This is a genomic window from Streptomyces sp. RGM 3693 (assembly GCF_050471125.1).
Taxonomy (GTDB): Bacteria; Actinomycetota; Actinomycetes; order Streptomycetales; family Streptomycetaceae; genus Streptomyces.
This window is the reverse complement of the sequence record NZ_JBMPPQ010000002.1, coordinates 1,574,587-1,587,049: the sequence shown is the minus strand read 5'-3', so window position 1 is coordinate 1,587,049 and position 12,463 is coordinate 1,574,587. Positions and strand designations below refer to the sequence as shown.

Annotated in this window: 10 protein-coding genes; 6 read left to right on the top strand and 4 right to left on the bottom strand. The window is 73.3% G+C overall.

Features of this window, described 5'->3' with window-relative positions; translation table 11 throughout:
* The first annotated feature begins 94 nt into the window (after positions 1–94).
* Genes ACO0M4_RS24505 through ACO0M4_RS24495 form a run of 3 tightly spaced genes read left to right on the top strand, consistent with a single transcriptional unit; the run spans position 95 to position 3,670 of the window.
* Positions 95–862 carry an ATP-binding cassette domain-containing protein gene (locus ACO0M4_RS24505; RefSeq protein WP_430373073.1) on the top strand — a complete coding sequence of 256 codons (768 nt, stop codon included), beginning with the start codon at positions 95–97 and terminating at the stop codon, positions 860–862.
* A complete protein-coding gene (locus tag ACO0M4_RS24500) occupies positions 834–3,035 on the top strand; it encodes a YhgE/Pip family protein (protein ID WP_430373072.1) in 2,202 nt (733 codons plus the stop codon). Before ACO0M4_RS24505 ends, ACO0M4_RS24500 begins: the two co-directional genes overlap by 29 nt.
* On the top strand, positions 3,032–3,670 hold the full coding sequence (locus tag ACO0M4_RS24495) for a TetR/AcrR family transcriptional regulator (protein ID WP_430373071.1): 639 nt from the start codon (positions 3,032–3,034) through the stop codon (positions 3,668–3,670). Before ACO0M4_RS24500 ends, ACO0M4_RS24495 begins: the two co-directional genes overlap by 4 nt.
* A gap of 10 nt (positions 3,671–3,680) precedes the next feature.
* On the opposite strand, the gene ACO0M4_RS24490 is transcribed toward ACO0M4_RS24495, so the two are convergent.
* Both ACO0M4_RS24490 and ACO0M4_RS24485 read right to left on the bottom strand, forming a co-directional pair.
* Complete coding sequence (locus ACO0M4_RS24490) at positions 3,681–5,396, bottom strand: thiamine pyrophosphate-binding protein (protein WP_430373070.1); 1,716 nt, start codon at positions 5,394–5,396, stop codon at positions 3,681–3,683.
* Positions 5,397–5,543: 147 nt separating this feature from the next.
* Positions 5,544–7,046, bottom strand: coding sequence for a sodium:solute symporter (locus ACO0M4_RS24485; RefSeq protein ID WP_430373069.1), 1,503 nt, complete (start codon positions 7,044–7,046; stop codon positions 5,544–5,546).
* Positions 7,047–7,245: 199 nt separating this feature from the next.
* Between ACO0M4_RS24485 and ACO0M4_RS24480 the strand changes: the two genes are divergently transcribed.
* Entirely contained in the window at positions 7,246–8,817 is a 1,572-nt protein-coding gene (locus ACO0M4_RS24480; RefSeq protein ID WP_430373068.1) for a helix-turn-helix domain-containing protein, read from the top strand.
* Positions 8,814–9,341, top strand: a complete 528-nt coding sequence (locus ACO0M4_RS24475; RefSeq protein ID WP_430373067.1) for a hypothetical protein — start codon at positions 8,814–8,816, stop codon at positions 9,339–9,341. The genes ACO0M4_RS24480 and ACO0M4_RS24475 overlap by 4 nt, the downstream gene beginning before the upstream one ends.
* A 181-nt stretch (positions 9,342–9,522) precedes the next feature.
* On the opposite strand, the gene speB is transcribed toward ACO0M4_RS24475, so the two are convergent.
* Positions 9,523–10,494, bottom strand: a complete 972-nt coding sequence (gene speB / locus ACO0M4_RS24470) for an agmatinase (RefSeq protein ID WP_390017265.1) — start codon at positions 10,492–10,494, stop codon at positions 9,523–9,525.
* Positions 10,495–10,686: 192 nt separating this feature from the next.
* Between speB and ACO0M4_RS24465 the strand changes: the two genes are divergently transcribed.
* Positions 10,687–11,478 (top strand): phosphatase, encoded by a 792-nt coding sequence (locus tag ACO0M4_RS24465; RefSeq protein WP_430373066.1) that lies wholly within the window; start codon positions 10,687–10,689, stop codon positions 11,476–11,478.
* A gap of 76 nt (positions 11,479–11,554) precedes the next feature.
* On the opposite strand, the gene ACO0M4_RS24460 is transcribed toward ACO0M4_RS24465, so the two are convergent.
* Positions 11,555–12,445, bottom strand: coding sequence for an acyl-CoA thioesterase (locus tag ACO0M4_RS24460; protein WP_430373065.1), 891 nt, complete (start codon positions 12,443–12,445; stop codon positions 11,555–11,557).
* Between the last annotated feature and the right edge of the window lie 18 nt (positions 12,446–12,463).

Here is a 12,463-nt window from a genome sequence, read left to right as displayed (position 1 = left end):
TCGATTTCCGGCCCTGACGTCGCCTCCGATTGGCCAATACGGGCACACGTACGGCACACTTTTAGACTGACCAGTCAGATCAAAAGGAGGGGTTGTGGAGACCACCCGCCAGGGGGCGGCCATCAACGCCCGGGGCATCGGAGTGAAGGGCCCACGCGGCTGGGCCTTCAGAGGCGTCGACCTCACCGCGGACCCGGGGGCGCTGATCGCGGTACAGGGCCCGTCGGGCTCCGGCCGCACCTGCCTGCTGCTCGCGCTCACCGGACGGATGCGGATCGCCGAGGGCCACGCCACGGTCGCCGGCTTCCCGCTGCCCAAGCGAATGGGAACGGTCCGCGGCCGTACCGCGCTCGCGCACGTGCCCGGCATCGCCGACCTCGAACCGGCCCTCACCGTCGCCGAACACCTCCAGGAACAGGCCCTCTTGGGCCGCCGAGGCGCCCCGCTCCTCTGGGGCCGCCACCGCAAGGAAGCCACCCGAGCCCTGGTGGACGCCGCCCTGGCGACCGCCGGACTCGACCCGGACACCCTGCCCAAGGGCCTGCGGACCTGCGTCCGCGACCTGGAGCGCCTGGAGGCGCTGCGGCTGTCGGTGGCGCTCGCGGCCATGCACCACCCGCGCCTGCTGGCCGTCGACGACCTCGACCTCAAGCTGTCGGCCGAAGAGCGCGCCGCGGCCTGGCAGTTGCTGCGGGACGTGGCACTGGCCGGCACCACCGTCGTCGCGGTCGCCTCCGACGCCCCGGCGGACGCGCTGGTCGTCTCCACCGGCGCGACCGCCACCGCCCCCACCACCCACGACACCCACGACACCCACGAGGAGGAAGCAGCGCATGCGTTCGCCGAAACTGGCCGCGCTTGAGCTCCGGCGCTTCGGCCGGGGGAAGCTCCCCCGCCTTGGCCTGGTCGCCCTGATGCTCATCCCGCTGCTGTACGGAGCGCTCTACCTCTGCTCCTTCTGGGACCCGTACAGCCGGCTGGACAAGATCCCGGTCGCGCTGGTCAACGAGGACCAGGGCGCCACCTCCGACGGCAAGAAGCTGACCGCCGGCGCCGACCTGGCCAAGAACGTCAAGGACAGCAAGACCTTCGACTGGGAGGAGGTCGGCGCCGCCGACGCCGCCAAGGGTCTGGAGAAGGGCGACTACTACCTCTCGCTGACCGTCCCGAAGGACTTCAGCAAGAAGATCGCCTCCAGCGGCGGTGCCGACCCGCAGACCGGTGCCCTCCAGGTCCGCACCAACGACGCCAACAACTACATCGTCGGCTCGATCTCCAAGACGGTGTTCTCGGAGATCCGCGCCAAGACGTCGTCGAAGTCCACCCGGGCCTTCTTCGACAAGATCTTCGTGTCGTTCTCGGACCTGCACGACGAGACCGCCAAGGCGGCCGACGGAGCGGGCAAGGTCGATGACGGGCTGGGGACCGCCAGGGAGAAGACCGGCGAACTGGCCGACGGGCTCGGCAAGTTGAACAAGGGCGCCGGCGACCTCAGCAAGGGCGCCGGTGACCTGAGCCAGGGCGCCGGCAAGCTGGGCAAGGGCGCGGGCGACCTCAGCAACGGTGCGGCGCAGGCCGCCGGCAAGGCCCAGCAGCTCAGCCAGGGCGCAAGCCAGGTCGCGGACGGCACCCAGCAGCTCGTCGACATGGCCGACGGCCTCGCGCGCAAGGACCTGCCCTTCATCAAGAAGCACGGCACGGAGATCGCCAAGGGCGCGCAGCTCGTCGCCGACGCGACCCAGGACATCGACGACTTCCTGGCCAAGCTGCCGGGGAACTCCGCCAAGGCCGCCGCCCAGGCGCGCAAGACCGCCGACGACAATCAGGCCCTCTACGAGAAGCGGTGCACGGGCGGGAACACCGACCCCGACTGCCCGACCATGAAGGGCAACGCGGTCGGTGCGCGGATCGGCGCCGACCTGGCGGAGAAGCTCAACGACGACATCGCCCAGAAGGACTTCGGCCAGCTGCGGGCCCAGCTGCGCGAGGTGCACCAGGGCGCCCAGATGGTCGCCGACCAGGTGCCGGACGTCGTGAAGAACGCGGACGGTCAGCTCGCCAAGCTCAACCAGCTCAACGCCGGCGCCCACCAGGTCGCCCAGGGCGCGGGCCAGTTCGCCACCGGCCTCGGCACCCTCGCCAACGGCGCCGGCCAGCTCGCCAACGGTGCCGGCCAGCTCCACAACGGTGCCGGCCAGCTCGCCAACGGTGCCGGCCAGCTCCACAACGGCCTCGGCACCGCCCACGACGGCGCCGAGAAGCTCAGCGGCGGCCTCTACCAGCTCAAGGACGGCGCCAACCAGCTGGCCACCGGGCTGCACAGCGGGGTCGCCAAGATCCCCGACTACGACAAGAAGGACCGCGACGACCGGACCGACGTGATGTCCGACCCGGTCAAGCTGGCCGCCAAGTCGATGCACAAGGCGCCCAACTACGGCACCGGCCTCGCGCCGTACTTCATCCCGCTCTCCCTCTGGGTCGGCGCGATGGTCGCGTTCATGCTCCTGTCGCCGCTCGGCAAGCGGGCGCTGGCCGCGGGCGCGCCCGGCTGGCGGATCGCGCTCGGCTCCTGGCTGCCGGCCTTCGCCATCGGCGTCGTCCAGGTGCTGGCCCTGATGGCCGTGCTGCACTGGGCCCTCGGCCTGGAAATGGCCCGCGCGGGTGCCACCATCGGCTTCCTGATGCTGGCGACCGCCTGCTTCACCGCCGTCATCCAGCTGCTGAGCGCCTTCTTCGGGCCGGCGGGCCGGGTGCTGACGCTGGTCATCCTGATGCTCCAGCTGACCTCGGCGGGCGGCACCTACCCGGTGCAGACCAGCCCGGCGTTCTTCTCGGCCATCCACCCGTTCCTGCCGATGAGTTACGTCGTCGACGGTCTGCGCCGGCTGATCACCGGCGGCGACGTGGACGTCGTCTGGCAGGGCAGCGTGGTGCTCGTCGCGTTCACGCTGGGCGCACTGGCCCTCACCGCCCTCGCGGCCCGCAGCCGCCAGGTCGTGCGGATGAAGGACCTGCACCCGGAGCTCAGCCTGTGAGCACGCGCTCCGGCAAGGGGGGCGGTGCCGTCGCCGGCGCCGCCCCCCGCCGCGCCTCGACCCGGCGCCGGCTCTTCGACGCCGCCGTCACCCTCATCGCCGAACAGGGCTTCTCGGCCACCACGGTCGAGGAGATCGCCGAGCGCGCGGGCGTCGCCAAGGGCACCGTCTACTACAACTTCAGCAGCAAGAACGTCCTCTACGAGGAACTCCTGCGGGACGGCGTCGACCTGCTCGCCGCCTCCCTGCGCACCGCCGCCGACCAGACCGTCGCCCGCGGCGGCACCCGCGTCGACGCCCTCGACGCGATGATCCGCGCCGGCCTGGACTTCATCGCCGGCTCCCCCGCCCTCACCCAGCTCTACGTCGCCGAACTCTGGCGCACCAACCGCACCTGGCGCGCCACCCTCACCTCCGTACGGGGCCGCGCCCTGGCGGTCGTCGAGTCGGTCCTCCAGGACGCCGTGCGCACCGGGGAGCTCAGCGACGAACTCGACGTCCCCCTCACCTCCTCCGCGCTGCTGGGGATGGTGCTGGTCGCCGCGCTGGACTGGCAGTCGTTCCAGCCCGACCGGTCGGTCGAGGAAGTGCACGCCGCACTGTCCCAGCTGGTGCAGGGACGGGTCGGGGCGTGAACGGGCGCGCTCACGCCGTCAGGTGCGTGGGGGCGAACATCCGCAGCCGGGCGGGGAGGACGACGACCGACGGGCCGGGGGCGGCCAGCGCCGCGGCCAGGTCCGCGGCCAGCCGCTCCGGGCTCGTCCGGACCGCCGGCACCCCGAACGCCCCGGCCAGCGCCACGAAGTCCGGGCGGGTCAGCTCGGTGGCCTCGGCAGTGGTCGCGCCGAACGCGTCGGTCATGTACTCCCGCAGGATGCCGTAGCCGCCGTCGTCGACGATGAGCCAGGTCACCGGCAGGTCGCACTGGCGGGCGGTGGCGAGTTCGGCGAGCGAGTACATCGCACCGCCGTCGCCGGAGACCGCCAGCACCGGCCGGCCCGGGGCGGCGACGGCCGCGCCCAGCGCCGCCGGGAACCCGTAGCCCAGGCCGCCGGCGCCCTGCGCGGAGTGCAGCGCGTTGGTCCGCCGCGGGTCGAAGGCCGACCAGGCCCAGTACGCCAGGATCGTCATGTCCCAGCAGCTGACCGCGTCGTCGGGCAGCGCCGTGCGGACCGCGGCGAGGATCCGCCGCTCCGCCGCCAGCCCCTGGCCGTCGAGCCGGTCCCGGACCCGGGCCAGCAGCGCGGCGACGGCGCCCTCGGGGGACGGCTCGTGGGGGGACGCCTCATAGGGGCGCCGTTCCGGGAGCTGTTGCGGGAGCTGTTCCGGAAGCTCTGCCAGCAGTGCGGCCAGCGCAGCCCGGGCGTCCGCGTGGAGGCCCAGCCCGGCGTGGTTGGACTCCAGTTTGCCGAGGTCCGCCTCGATCTGGACGACCCGGCCGCGCGGCCGGAAGGTGTGGTAGTTCGAGGAGAGTTCGCCAAGCCCCGAACCCACCACCAGGAGCGTGTCCGCGTCCTCCAGGAAGTCGGTGGTGTGGCGGTCCTCCAGCCAGGACTGGAGGGAGAGCGGATGCTCCCAGGGGAAGGCGCCCTTGCCCCCGAAGGTGGTCGCCACCGGCGCCCGCAACCGCTCGGCCAGCGCCAGCAGTTCCGCCTCAGCGCCGGCCCGTACGACGCCACCACCGGCCAGGATCACCGGCCGCCGGGCATCCCCCAGCCGCCGAGCCGCCTCCGCGATCAGCTCCCGCCGCGGCAACAACTCCCTTGGTGCGACGGCGAGTTCGGTGACGGGCGGGACGTCGACCGGCGCCAGCAGCACGTCCTGCGGGATCTCCAGCCACACCGGGCCGTGCGGGGCGCTCAGCGCCGACTCCCACGCCGCGGCCACCGCGGACGGGATCTGCGACGCGGCCCGCACCGTGTGCACGGACTTGACCACGCCCCGGAACGCGGCCGCCTGGTCGGGGAGTTCGTGCAGATAGCCGTGGCGGCCGCCGCCCAGCCCGGCCACCGGCACCTGGCTGCCGATGGCCAGGACGGCGGCCGAACCGGCGGCCGCCTCCTGGAGCGCGGGCAGCGTCAGCAGCGCGCCGGGCCCAGTGGAGACCAGCAGCGGGGCGACCCGGTGCGTGGTCCGGGCGTAGGCGTCGGCGGCGAAGCCCGCGTTGTTCTCCACCCGCAGCCCCACGTACCGCACGCCCGGCGCGCGACGGAGCGCGTCGAACAGGCCGAGCGCGTGCTGACCGGGGAGGCCGAAGACCGTGTCGGCGCCGAGTGCGGTGAGCGATTCGATCACCAGGTCGCCGCCGGTGCGGGGCGGCCGGGTCGCCGTAGCGGGCGCGGGGGTCGGGGTGGTGCTCATTGCGGTGTTCTCTCCGTCTCGTCGGGGTCGATCGGCGACTCTCGGGGGCACTCAGGGACTCTCGGGGTCGATCGGCGACTCTTGGGGCTTTCCGCGACTCTCGGGGGCTCTCGGGGGCTTTCCGCGGCTCTTGGGGGCCCCGGAGGGTCAGTCGCCGGACGGGCCCGGGGTGGCCGTCACGGCCGCGGGCTGCGGGCTCAGCCGTTCCCGCCAGGCCGCCAGGACCGCCGCGTCCGTGGGCCGGGTGGCCAGACCGACCGCCACGTAGGCCACGAGGGAGGCGAGCAGCCCGTAGTAGATGGGCTCGTTGGCGAGGACCCCGAGGGCGACCATCAGACCAACCACCGTCAGCCCGCCGACCACGACCGCGGCCAGCGCCCCGGCGGCATTGCCACGCTTCCACAGCAGGCCCCCGAGGATGGGCACCAGCAACCCGCCGACCAGCACGTTGTAGGCGAGGGTGAGCGCCTCGACGACGTTGTTCAGCGCGCTCGCGATGACGATCACCGCGACGCCCATGAGCAGGATGAACAGCCGGTTCCCCCGCACCTCGTCGTGCGGCCCGGCCGCCTCGGGCGACGGGCGGTCGGGCGCCTCCGGCCGGCCCTGCCGGCGCCCGGTACCGCGCCGTATCCGCGCCCAGATGTCGTTGTTGGCCACCGTGGCACAGGCGATCAGCGCCCCCGACGACGTCGACATCACCGCCGACAGCGCCGCCGCCAGCACCAGCCCGCGCACCCCCACCGGCAGCGCGTCCTTCACGATCGTCGCGAACGCGTCGTCCGGGCTGCCCAGATGGGGGTAGAGGACCTTGGCCGCGGTGCCGATGGCCGCCCCCGCCACCGCGTACACCAGGCAGTACGTACCGGCCACGGTGCCGCCCAGGCGCGCCACCTTGTCGCTGCGCGCGGTGAACACCCGCTGCCAGATGTCCTGCCCGATCAGCATCCCGAACGAGTAGATCAGGACGTAGGTGAAGACGGTCTGGCCGCCGATGCCCAGCGGGGCGAAGTAGTCGTCCGGCAGCCGGGCCTCCAACTGGGCGAAGCCGCCCGCCTTGACGATCGCGAGCGGTAGCAGGAGCAGCAGGACCCCGATCGTCTTCACGACGAACTGCACCATGTCGGTCAGGGTGATCGACCACATGCCGCCGAGCGTCGAGTACGCCACCACGATCGCCCCACCGAGGATGATCGCGGGGGTGCGGTCCAGTCCGAAGAGGACGTCGAAGATGGTCGCGTAGGCGATGGTCGAGGTCACCGCGAGCATCAGGGTGTACGCCCACATGACCACGCCGGAGATGATCCCGGCGGCGCCGCCGTAGCGCAGGTCCAGCATCTCGGAGACGGTGTAGACCTTCAGGCGGGCGATCCGGGCCGAGAAGAAGACGCTCAGGCCCAGCAGCCCGAGGCCGATGGTGAAGACCATCCACGCCCCGGACAGTCCGTACTGGTAGCCGAGGCCGACCCCGCCGATGGTGGAGGCGCCGCCGAGCACGATCGCGGCCATGGTCCCGGAGTACATCACGGGGCCGAGGCGCCGCCCGGCGACCAGGAAGTCGCTCTTCGACGTGGCGCGCCGCATGCCCCACCACCCCATGGCGAGCATGCCGGCCAAATAGAGAACGATCACCGCATAGTCGACAGCCATGGGCCATCCCTTCCAGCTGCGCCGAGGGGAGAGGGGGAAAGCGAGGGGAGAGCGGGGGTGCTGTGGGGGGGGTGGGGAGGAAGAGGCGAGGGGGGCGGTGGGGGCGACCCGTCTCGGGGGTTGACCCTAGGAGGCGCGCGGACGGCGCTGAAGTGTACGTTTCCTCCACTCCGCCGCCCCTGATGTGGAGGGTCCGCACATGCCGCGCCCGCTGCCCCCGCCGTCCACTCCTCCGGTCCCCCTGGCGGACCTGCTCGCCCGTACGGACCTGGGCCTGCGTCAGCTCGCCGGGCCCCGCGAGGGGGTGACGATCCACTGGGTGCACACCTCGGAGATGGCCGATCCGGTGCCGTACCTCCTGGGCGGCGAACTGCTGTTGACCGCCGGCGTCCACCTGGCGGAGGCGGTGTCCTCACGGGACGGTGACGCGCTCGACGGCTATCTGGACGGCTATGCCGCCCGTACCGTCGCGGCCGGTGCCGCCGCCCTCGGGTTCGGCATCGCGCCGGTCCACCGGACCGTCCCACGGGCCCTGGTGGACGCCTGCGACCGGCACGGGCTGGCGCTCGTCGAGGTCCCCGAGGGGACGCCGTTCACGGCCGTGGAGAGCGCCGTCTGGCAGGCCGTGACCGAGGCCCGGCACCGCGAACTGACCCGGATCGGCGCGGCCCAGCGAGCCCTGTCCGCGGCAGCCGCCCGCCCGGAGCCGGCGGCCGCCGTCCTGCGCGCGCTGGCCCGCCACGTACACGGCTGGGCCGCGCTGCTCGCCCCCGACGGCACCCCGCACGGCTCGGCCGGCCCGCGCCCCTCCGCCGCCTGCCGGGCCGCGGCCGTCCGCCTGGCCGGGGTGGTCACCGCAGGCGGCCCCACCTCGGCCGCGGACACCCTCCCGGGCACCCAACTGACCGGCTACGCCCTGACGGGACAGGCGGGCGCCGGGCCCGCAGACCGGGACCGGACGGCCGCCGCCCGCCCGGAGGACACCGGCGGCGGGCTCGCCCTGGTGGTCGCCACCGACCCCGGCGACCCGCCCGCGCACACCATCGCGGGCGTCGCCGCCGTCCTGCTCTCCCTGATCACCGGCCCGTCCACCACCGCCGGCCCGGCCGGTGCCGCACACTCCGCGGCCCTGGTCCACCTCCTCGTCGGCGCCCGCCCGGCCGACGTCGCCCCGCTCCTCGGCCACCCCCGGTGGACCGTCGTCCACGCCGCGCCCCGCCGCGACACCCCCGCCGCACCGGCCGCCCTGGCCAGCGCCCTGACGACCCCGCTGGTGGCCCCGGCTTCCGCCCCGGACGGACTACGGGCCCTGGTCCCCGGCGACCGCGAGGTCACCGCGCTCCCCGGCTGGACGCTGGGCGTCAGCGCCCCCGTCCCGGTGGCCGACCTGCCCGCCGCCGACCGACACGCCGCGACCGCCCTCCGCCGCGCCCTGGCCCGCCGCACCGGACTGGTACGGCACCACGCCGCCGGCCGGCACGGCCTCGGCACCCTCCTCGACCCCGCGGACGCCCGGGAGCACGCCCGGACCCGCCTCGCCCCGCTCACCGACTCCCCGCACCTGCTCACTACCCTCCACAACTGGCTCTCGCTGCACGGCAGTTGGGACCGCACGGCGGCCGCCCTCGACATCCACCGCAACACCGTGCGCCAGCGCATCACCCGTATCGCCCGCCTCCTGGACACCGACCTGGACGCCCCCGACGTCCGCATGGAACTGTGGTTCGCCCTCCGCACCTTGGAGGACACACCAGAGGAATCCCCGGAATGAACCGAATCAAGAGAATTAGCCGAATCGACCGGATCAACCGGATCAACCGGATGGGTCAGATCAGCCGGATCGATCGGACCCGAAACGCGGGCGCCACCCCCGGCGGCAACACGGGTGCGAACGCGGGCGGGAGCACCGGCGGGAACGCAGGTGCTCCGCGGGGTGCCGCCGGCGGTCAGCCGACGCCGCCGCCGTACCCGCCGAGCACCGTCCCCGGTCCGCAGCCCGGCGCCGGCGCCCCGCCCAAGGTGGTACCGACCTCCGCCGACCACGCCCTGGAGATCGGTCGCGCCTACTTCCCGCCGGTCGGCTCCCCGGGCGGCCCGGTCTCGCTCCTGGTCCACGTATTCGACGAGGGCTACCTCGTCCACGCCGGCTGGCCCGCCCCCGAGGACCCCACCGCCCCGCCGGCCGGCCCCGGCGGCACCAACATCGTGATCGCCAAGAGCAACGGCGACGTGACCACGGTGCCCAACTTCCCCCCGGAATCCGCCATTTCGGTCTACCGGCAGTGGTACCGGTGAGAAGCGGCTGGCCCCTCCCCGGCCTCAAGCCGACCTGACCACCCCATCCACCCCATCCACCCCATCCACCCCATCCAGAACACCCGCCGCACACACCGCACCCGCCGCACGCACCGCACACACAAGAACCGCCGGCGAGCCCCAGGCTCGCCGGCGGTTCCAGGGAATCCGCAGCCGACGATCAGCCGCGTGCGTCCGCGATCTGCCGCGACATGATCGTGGTCAGCTCGTACGCGGTGTGCGAGGCGGCCACGGCCGTGATCTCCGCGTGGTCGTAGGCCGGCGCGACCTCGACGACATCGGCGGACACCAGGTTGCAGGACGCCAGCCCCCGCAGGATCTCCAGCAGCTCGCGGGAGGTCATGCCACCCGCCTCCGGCGTGCCGGTGCCCGGGGCGTGGGCCGGGTCGAGGCAGTCGATGTCGATGGAGATGTAGAGCGGCCGGTCACCGATGCGCTGGCGCAGCTGGTCGGCGATCTCGTCGGCGCCGCGCCGGTAGACGTCGGCCGAGGTGACGATGCCGAAGCCCATCTTCTCGTCGTCGGTGAGGTCCTTCTTGCCGTAGAGCGGACCGCGGATGCCGACGTGGGAGAGCGCCGAGGTGTCGAGGATGCCCTCCTCGACGGCCCGCCGGAACGGCGTCCCGTGGGTGTACTCGGCACCGAAGTAGGTGTCCCAGGTGTCCAGGTGCGCGTCGAAGTGCAGCAGCGCGACCGGACCGTGCTTCTTGGCGACCGAACGCAGCAGCGGCAGCGCGATGGTGTGGTCACCACCCAGCGTCATCATGCGGGCGCCGCTGCCGAGGAGGTCGTCCGCGGCGGCCTCGATGGTCTCCACGGCCTCGTTGATGTTGAACGGGTTGGCCGCGATGTCCCCGGCGTCCGCGACCTGCGCCAGCGCGAACGGCGAGGCGTCCTGCGCCGGGTTGTACGGCCGCAGCAGCCGCGATGCCTCGCGGATCGCGTTGCCGCCGAAGCGGGCGCCCGGGCGGTAGGAGACGCCGGTGTCGAAGGGGACACCGACGACGGCGACATCGGTCCGGCCGCCGACCTCGTCGAGGCGGGGCAGTCGGGCGAAGGTCGCGGGCCCGGCGTAGCGCGGAATGCGGGAGGAGTCGACGGGGCCCACGGGCTCGTGCGATGCGGTGGTCATGGGGGCAGAGTAGGGACCGCCCCACCACCCGGGACATGGACATTTCCGAGCTCCCGGCCACCGGCGTTCGACGTTCTGTCCAGCCCCGCCGGCGCCTGCCGAGCCGGCCCGACGGTGTCCGGCCCGTGTCCGCCCGGTGTCCGCGCTGTGGAACGCCCGGCCTCTGGAGATCCGTACGGGCACAATGTCGCTATGCCGATAGCCGCTACCGCCCCCTCGCGTGCCGAACTCATCGACCACCTCGTACGGACCCGGATCGCCGGGCAGGTCGCCACCCCACGCGAGAACAACCTCCTCCACTACCGCCGGCTCGCGAACGGCGACCGCCACTACTGGTTCGGCGTGGAGCTGGGTGACCGCTGGACGGACGAGCAGGACGTGCTGGCCGTGATGGCGGAACGCTGCGGCGTCAGCGACGACCCGCACCACCGGCAGGGCCAGGACACCATCGACCCCGAGCTGACCGTGGACGCCCTGGACCGCGCGGCCGCGGTGCTGCGCAAGGCGGCCGCCGACCGGCAGCGCGTCCTGTTCGCCACCGGCCACCCGGGCGGCCTGCTGGACGTCCACCGCGCCACCGCGCAGGCCCTGCACGCCCGGGACTGCGAGATCGTAGTCATCCCCGACGGGCTGCACGCCGACGACGGCATGGTCTTCCAGTTCGGCGACGTGGCGATGTTGGAGCGCGGCGCCACGCTGTGGCACACGCACTCCCCGGAGCCGATGGCGGCCATCCTGGACGGCCTGGAGCGCGCCGGCCGCCCCCAGCCGGACCTGGTCATGGCCGACCACGGCTGGGCCGGCTGCGCGGGCCAGCGCGGCATCCCCACGATCGGCTTCGCCGACTGCAACGACCCCGCGCTCTTCCTCGCCGAATCCGAGGGCACCGTCCAGGTCACCATCCCCCTGGACGACCACGTCCTGAGCCCCCGCCACTACGACCCGCTGACCGGCTACCTGCTGGCGGCGGCGGACCTGCTCTGATCACCGGCGCACGGAAGCCACCGGCACACCGAAGGACCGGGGCCGGCGGCCGTCGCGCATGACGGTCGCACCGGCCTCAGTCCTCCCGCGGCACCCGCACGACGCCCTCCTGCACCACGGACACCGCCAACCGCCCGTCCGCCGTGAAGATCCGCCCCGTCCCCAGTCCTCGGCCGCTTCGCGCGGTCGGCGACTCCTGGTCGTAGAGCAGCCACTCGTCGGCCCGCAGCGGACGGTGGAACCACATCGCGTGGTCCAGGCTCGCCCCCACCACATCGCCCACCGCCCAGCCGCCGCGGCCGTGCGCCAGCAGGATCGAGTCCAGCAGGGTCATGTCGGAGACGTAGGTGACCAGGCAGATGTGCAGCAGCGGCAGGTCCTCCGGACCGTCCAGCTTGCCGTCGGTGCGGAACCACACCTGCGACCGGGGCTCCCGTGCCGTGCCCACGCTGCCGAACGGCGGCTCCTCCACGTAGCGCAGGTCGACGGCGGCCCGGGCCTCCAACAGCCGCTGGACCATGTCCGGTTCGCGGAACCGGTCGGCGTACCGCGGCAGCAGTTCGGCCTGCGTCGGCAGCTCCAGCGGATCCGGCGCCGCCGGCATCGGCTCCTGGTGTTCCAGCGCCGCCTCCTCCTGCGCGTGGAAGGACGCGGTGAGGTGGAAGATCGGCTTGCCGTGTTGGACGGCGACCACCCGCCGGGTGGTGAAGGACCGTCCGTCGCGGATCCGGTCGACGGTGTAGACGATGGGCGCGCCGGGGTCGCCGGGGCGCAGGAAGTAGGCGTGCAGCGAGTGCGGCGGACGGTCGGCGGGGACGGTGCGGCCGGCCGCGACCAGGGCCTGGGCCGCGACCTGGCCGCCGAAGACCCGGGGCACGACCGAGGCCCGGCTCTGGCCGCGGAAGATGTCCTGCTCGATCCGCTCCAGGTCCAGTAGATCGAGCAGCGACTTGAGTGCGTCGTTCACCTGCGCGTGGCCCCTACG

What these genes read in the sequence shown, in the direction of transcription:
- speB (WP_390017265.1), bottom strand. Translation starts at nt 10,494, where the DNA reads ATGACCACCGCATCGCACGAGCCCGTGGGCCCCGTCGACTCCTCCCGC.
- ACO0M4_RS24480 (WP_430373068.1), top strand. Translation starts at nt 7,246, where the DNA reads ATGCCGCGCCCGCTGCCCCCGCCGTCCACTCCTCCGGTCCCCCTGGCG.
- ACO0M4_RS24475 (WP_430373067.1), top strand. Translation starts at nt 8,814, where the DNA reads ATGAACCGAATCAAGAGAATTAGCCGAATCGACCGGATCAACCGGATC.
- ACO0M4_RS24500 (WP_430373072.1), top strand. Translation starts at nt 834, where the DNA reads ATGCGTTCGCCGAAACTGGCCGCGCTTGAGCTCCGGCGCTTCGGCCGG.
- ACO0M4_RS24485 (WP_430373069.1), bottom strand. Translation starts at nt 7,046, where the DNA reads ATGGCTGTCGACTATGCGGTGATCGTTCTCTATTTGGCCGGCATGCTC.
- ACO0M4_RS24490 (WP_430373070.1), bottom strand. Translation starts at nt 5,396, where the DNA reads ATGAGCACCACCCCGACCCCCGCGCCCGCTACGGCGACCCGGCCGCCC.
- ACO0M4_RS24465 (WP_430373066.1), top strand. Translation starts at nt 10,687, where the DNA reads ATGCCGATAGCCGCTACCGCCCCCTCGCGTGCCGAACTCATCGACCAC.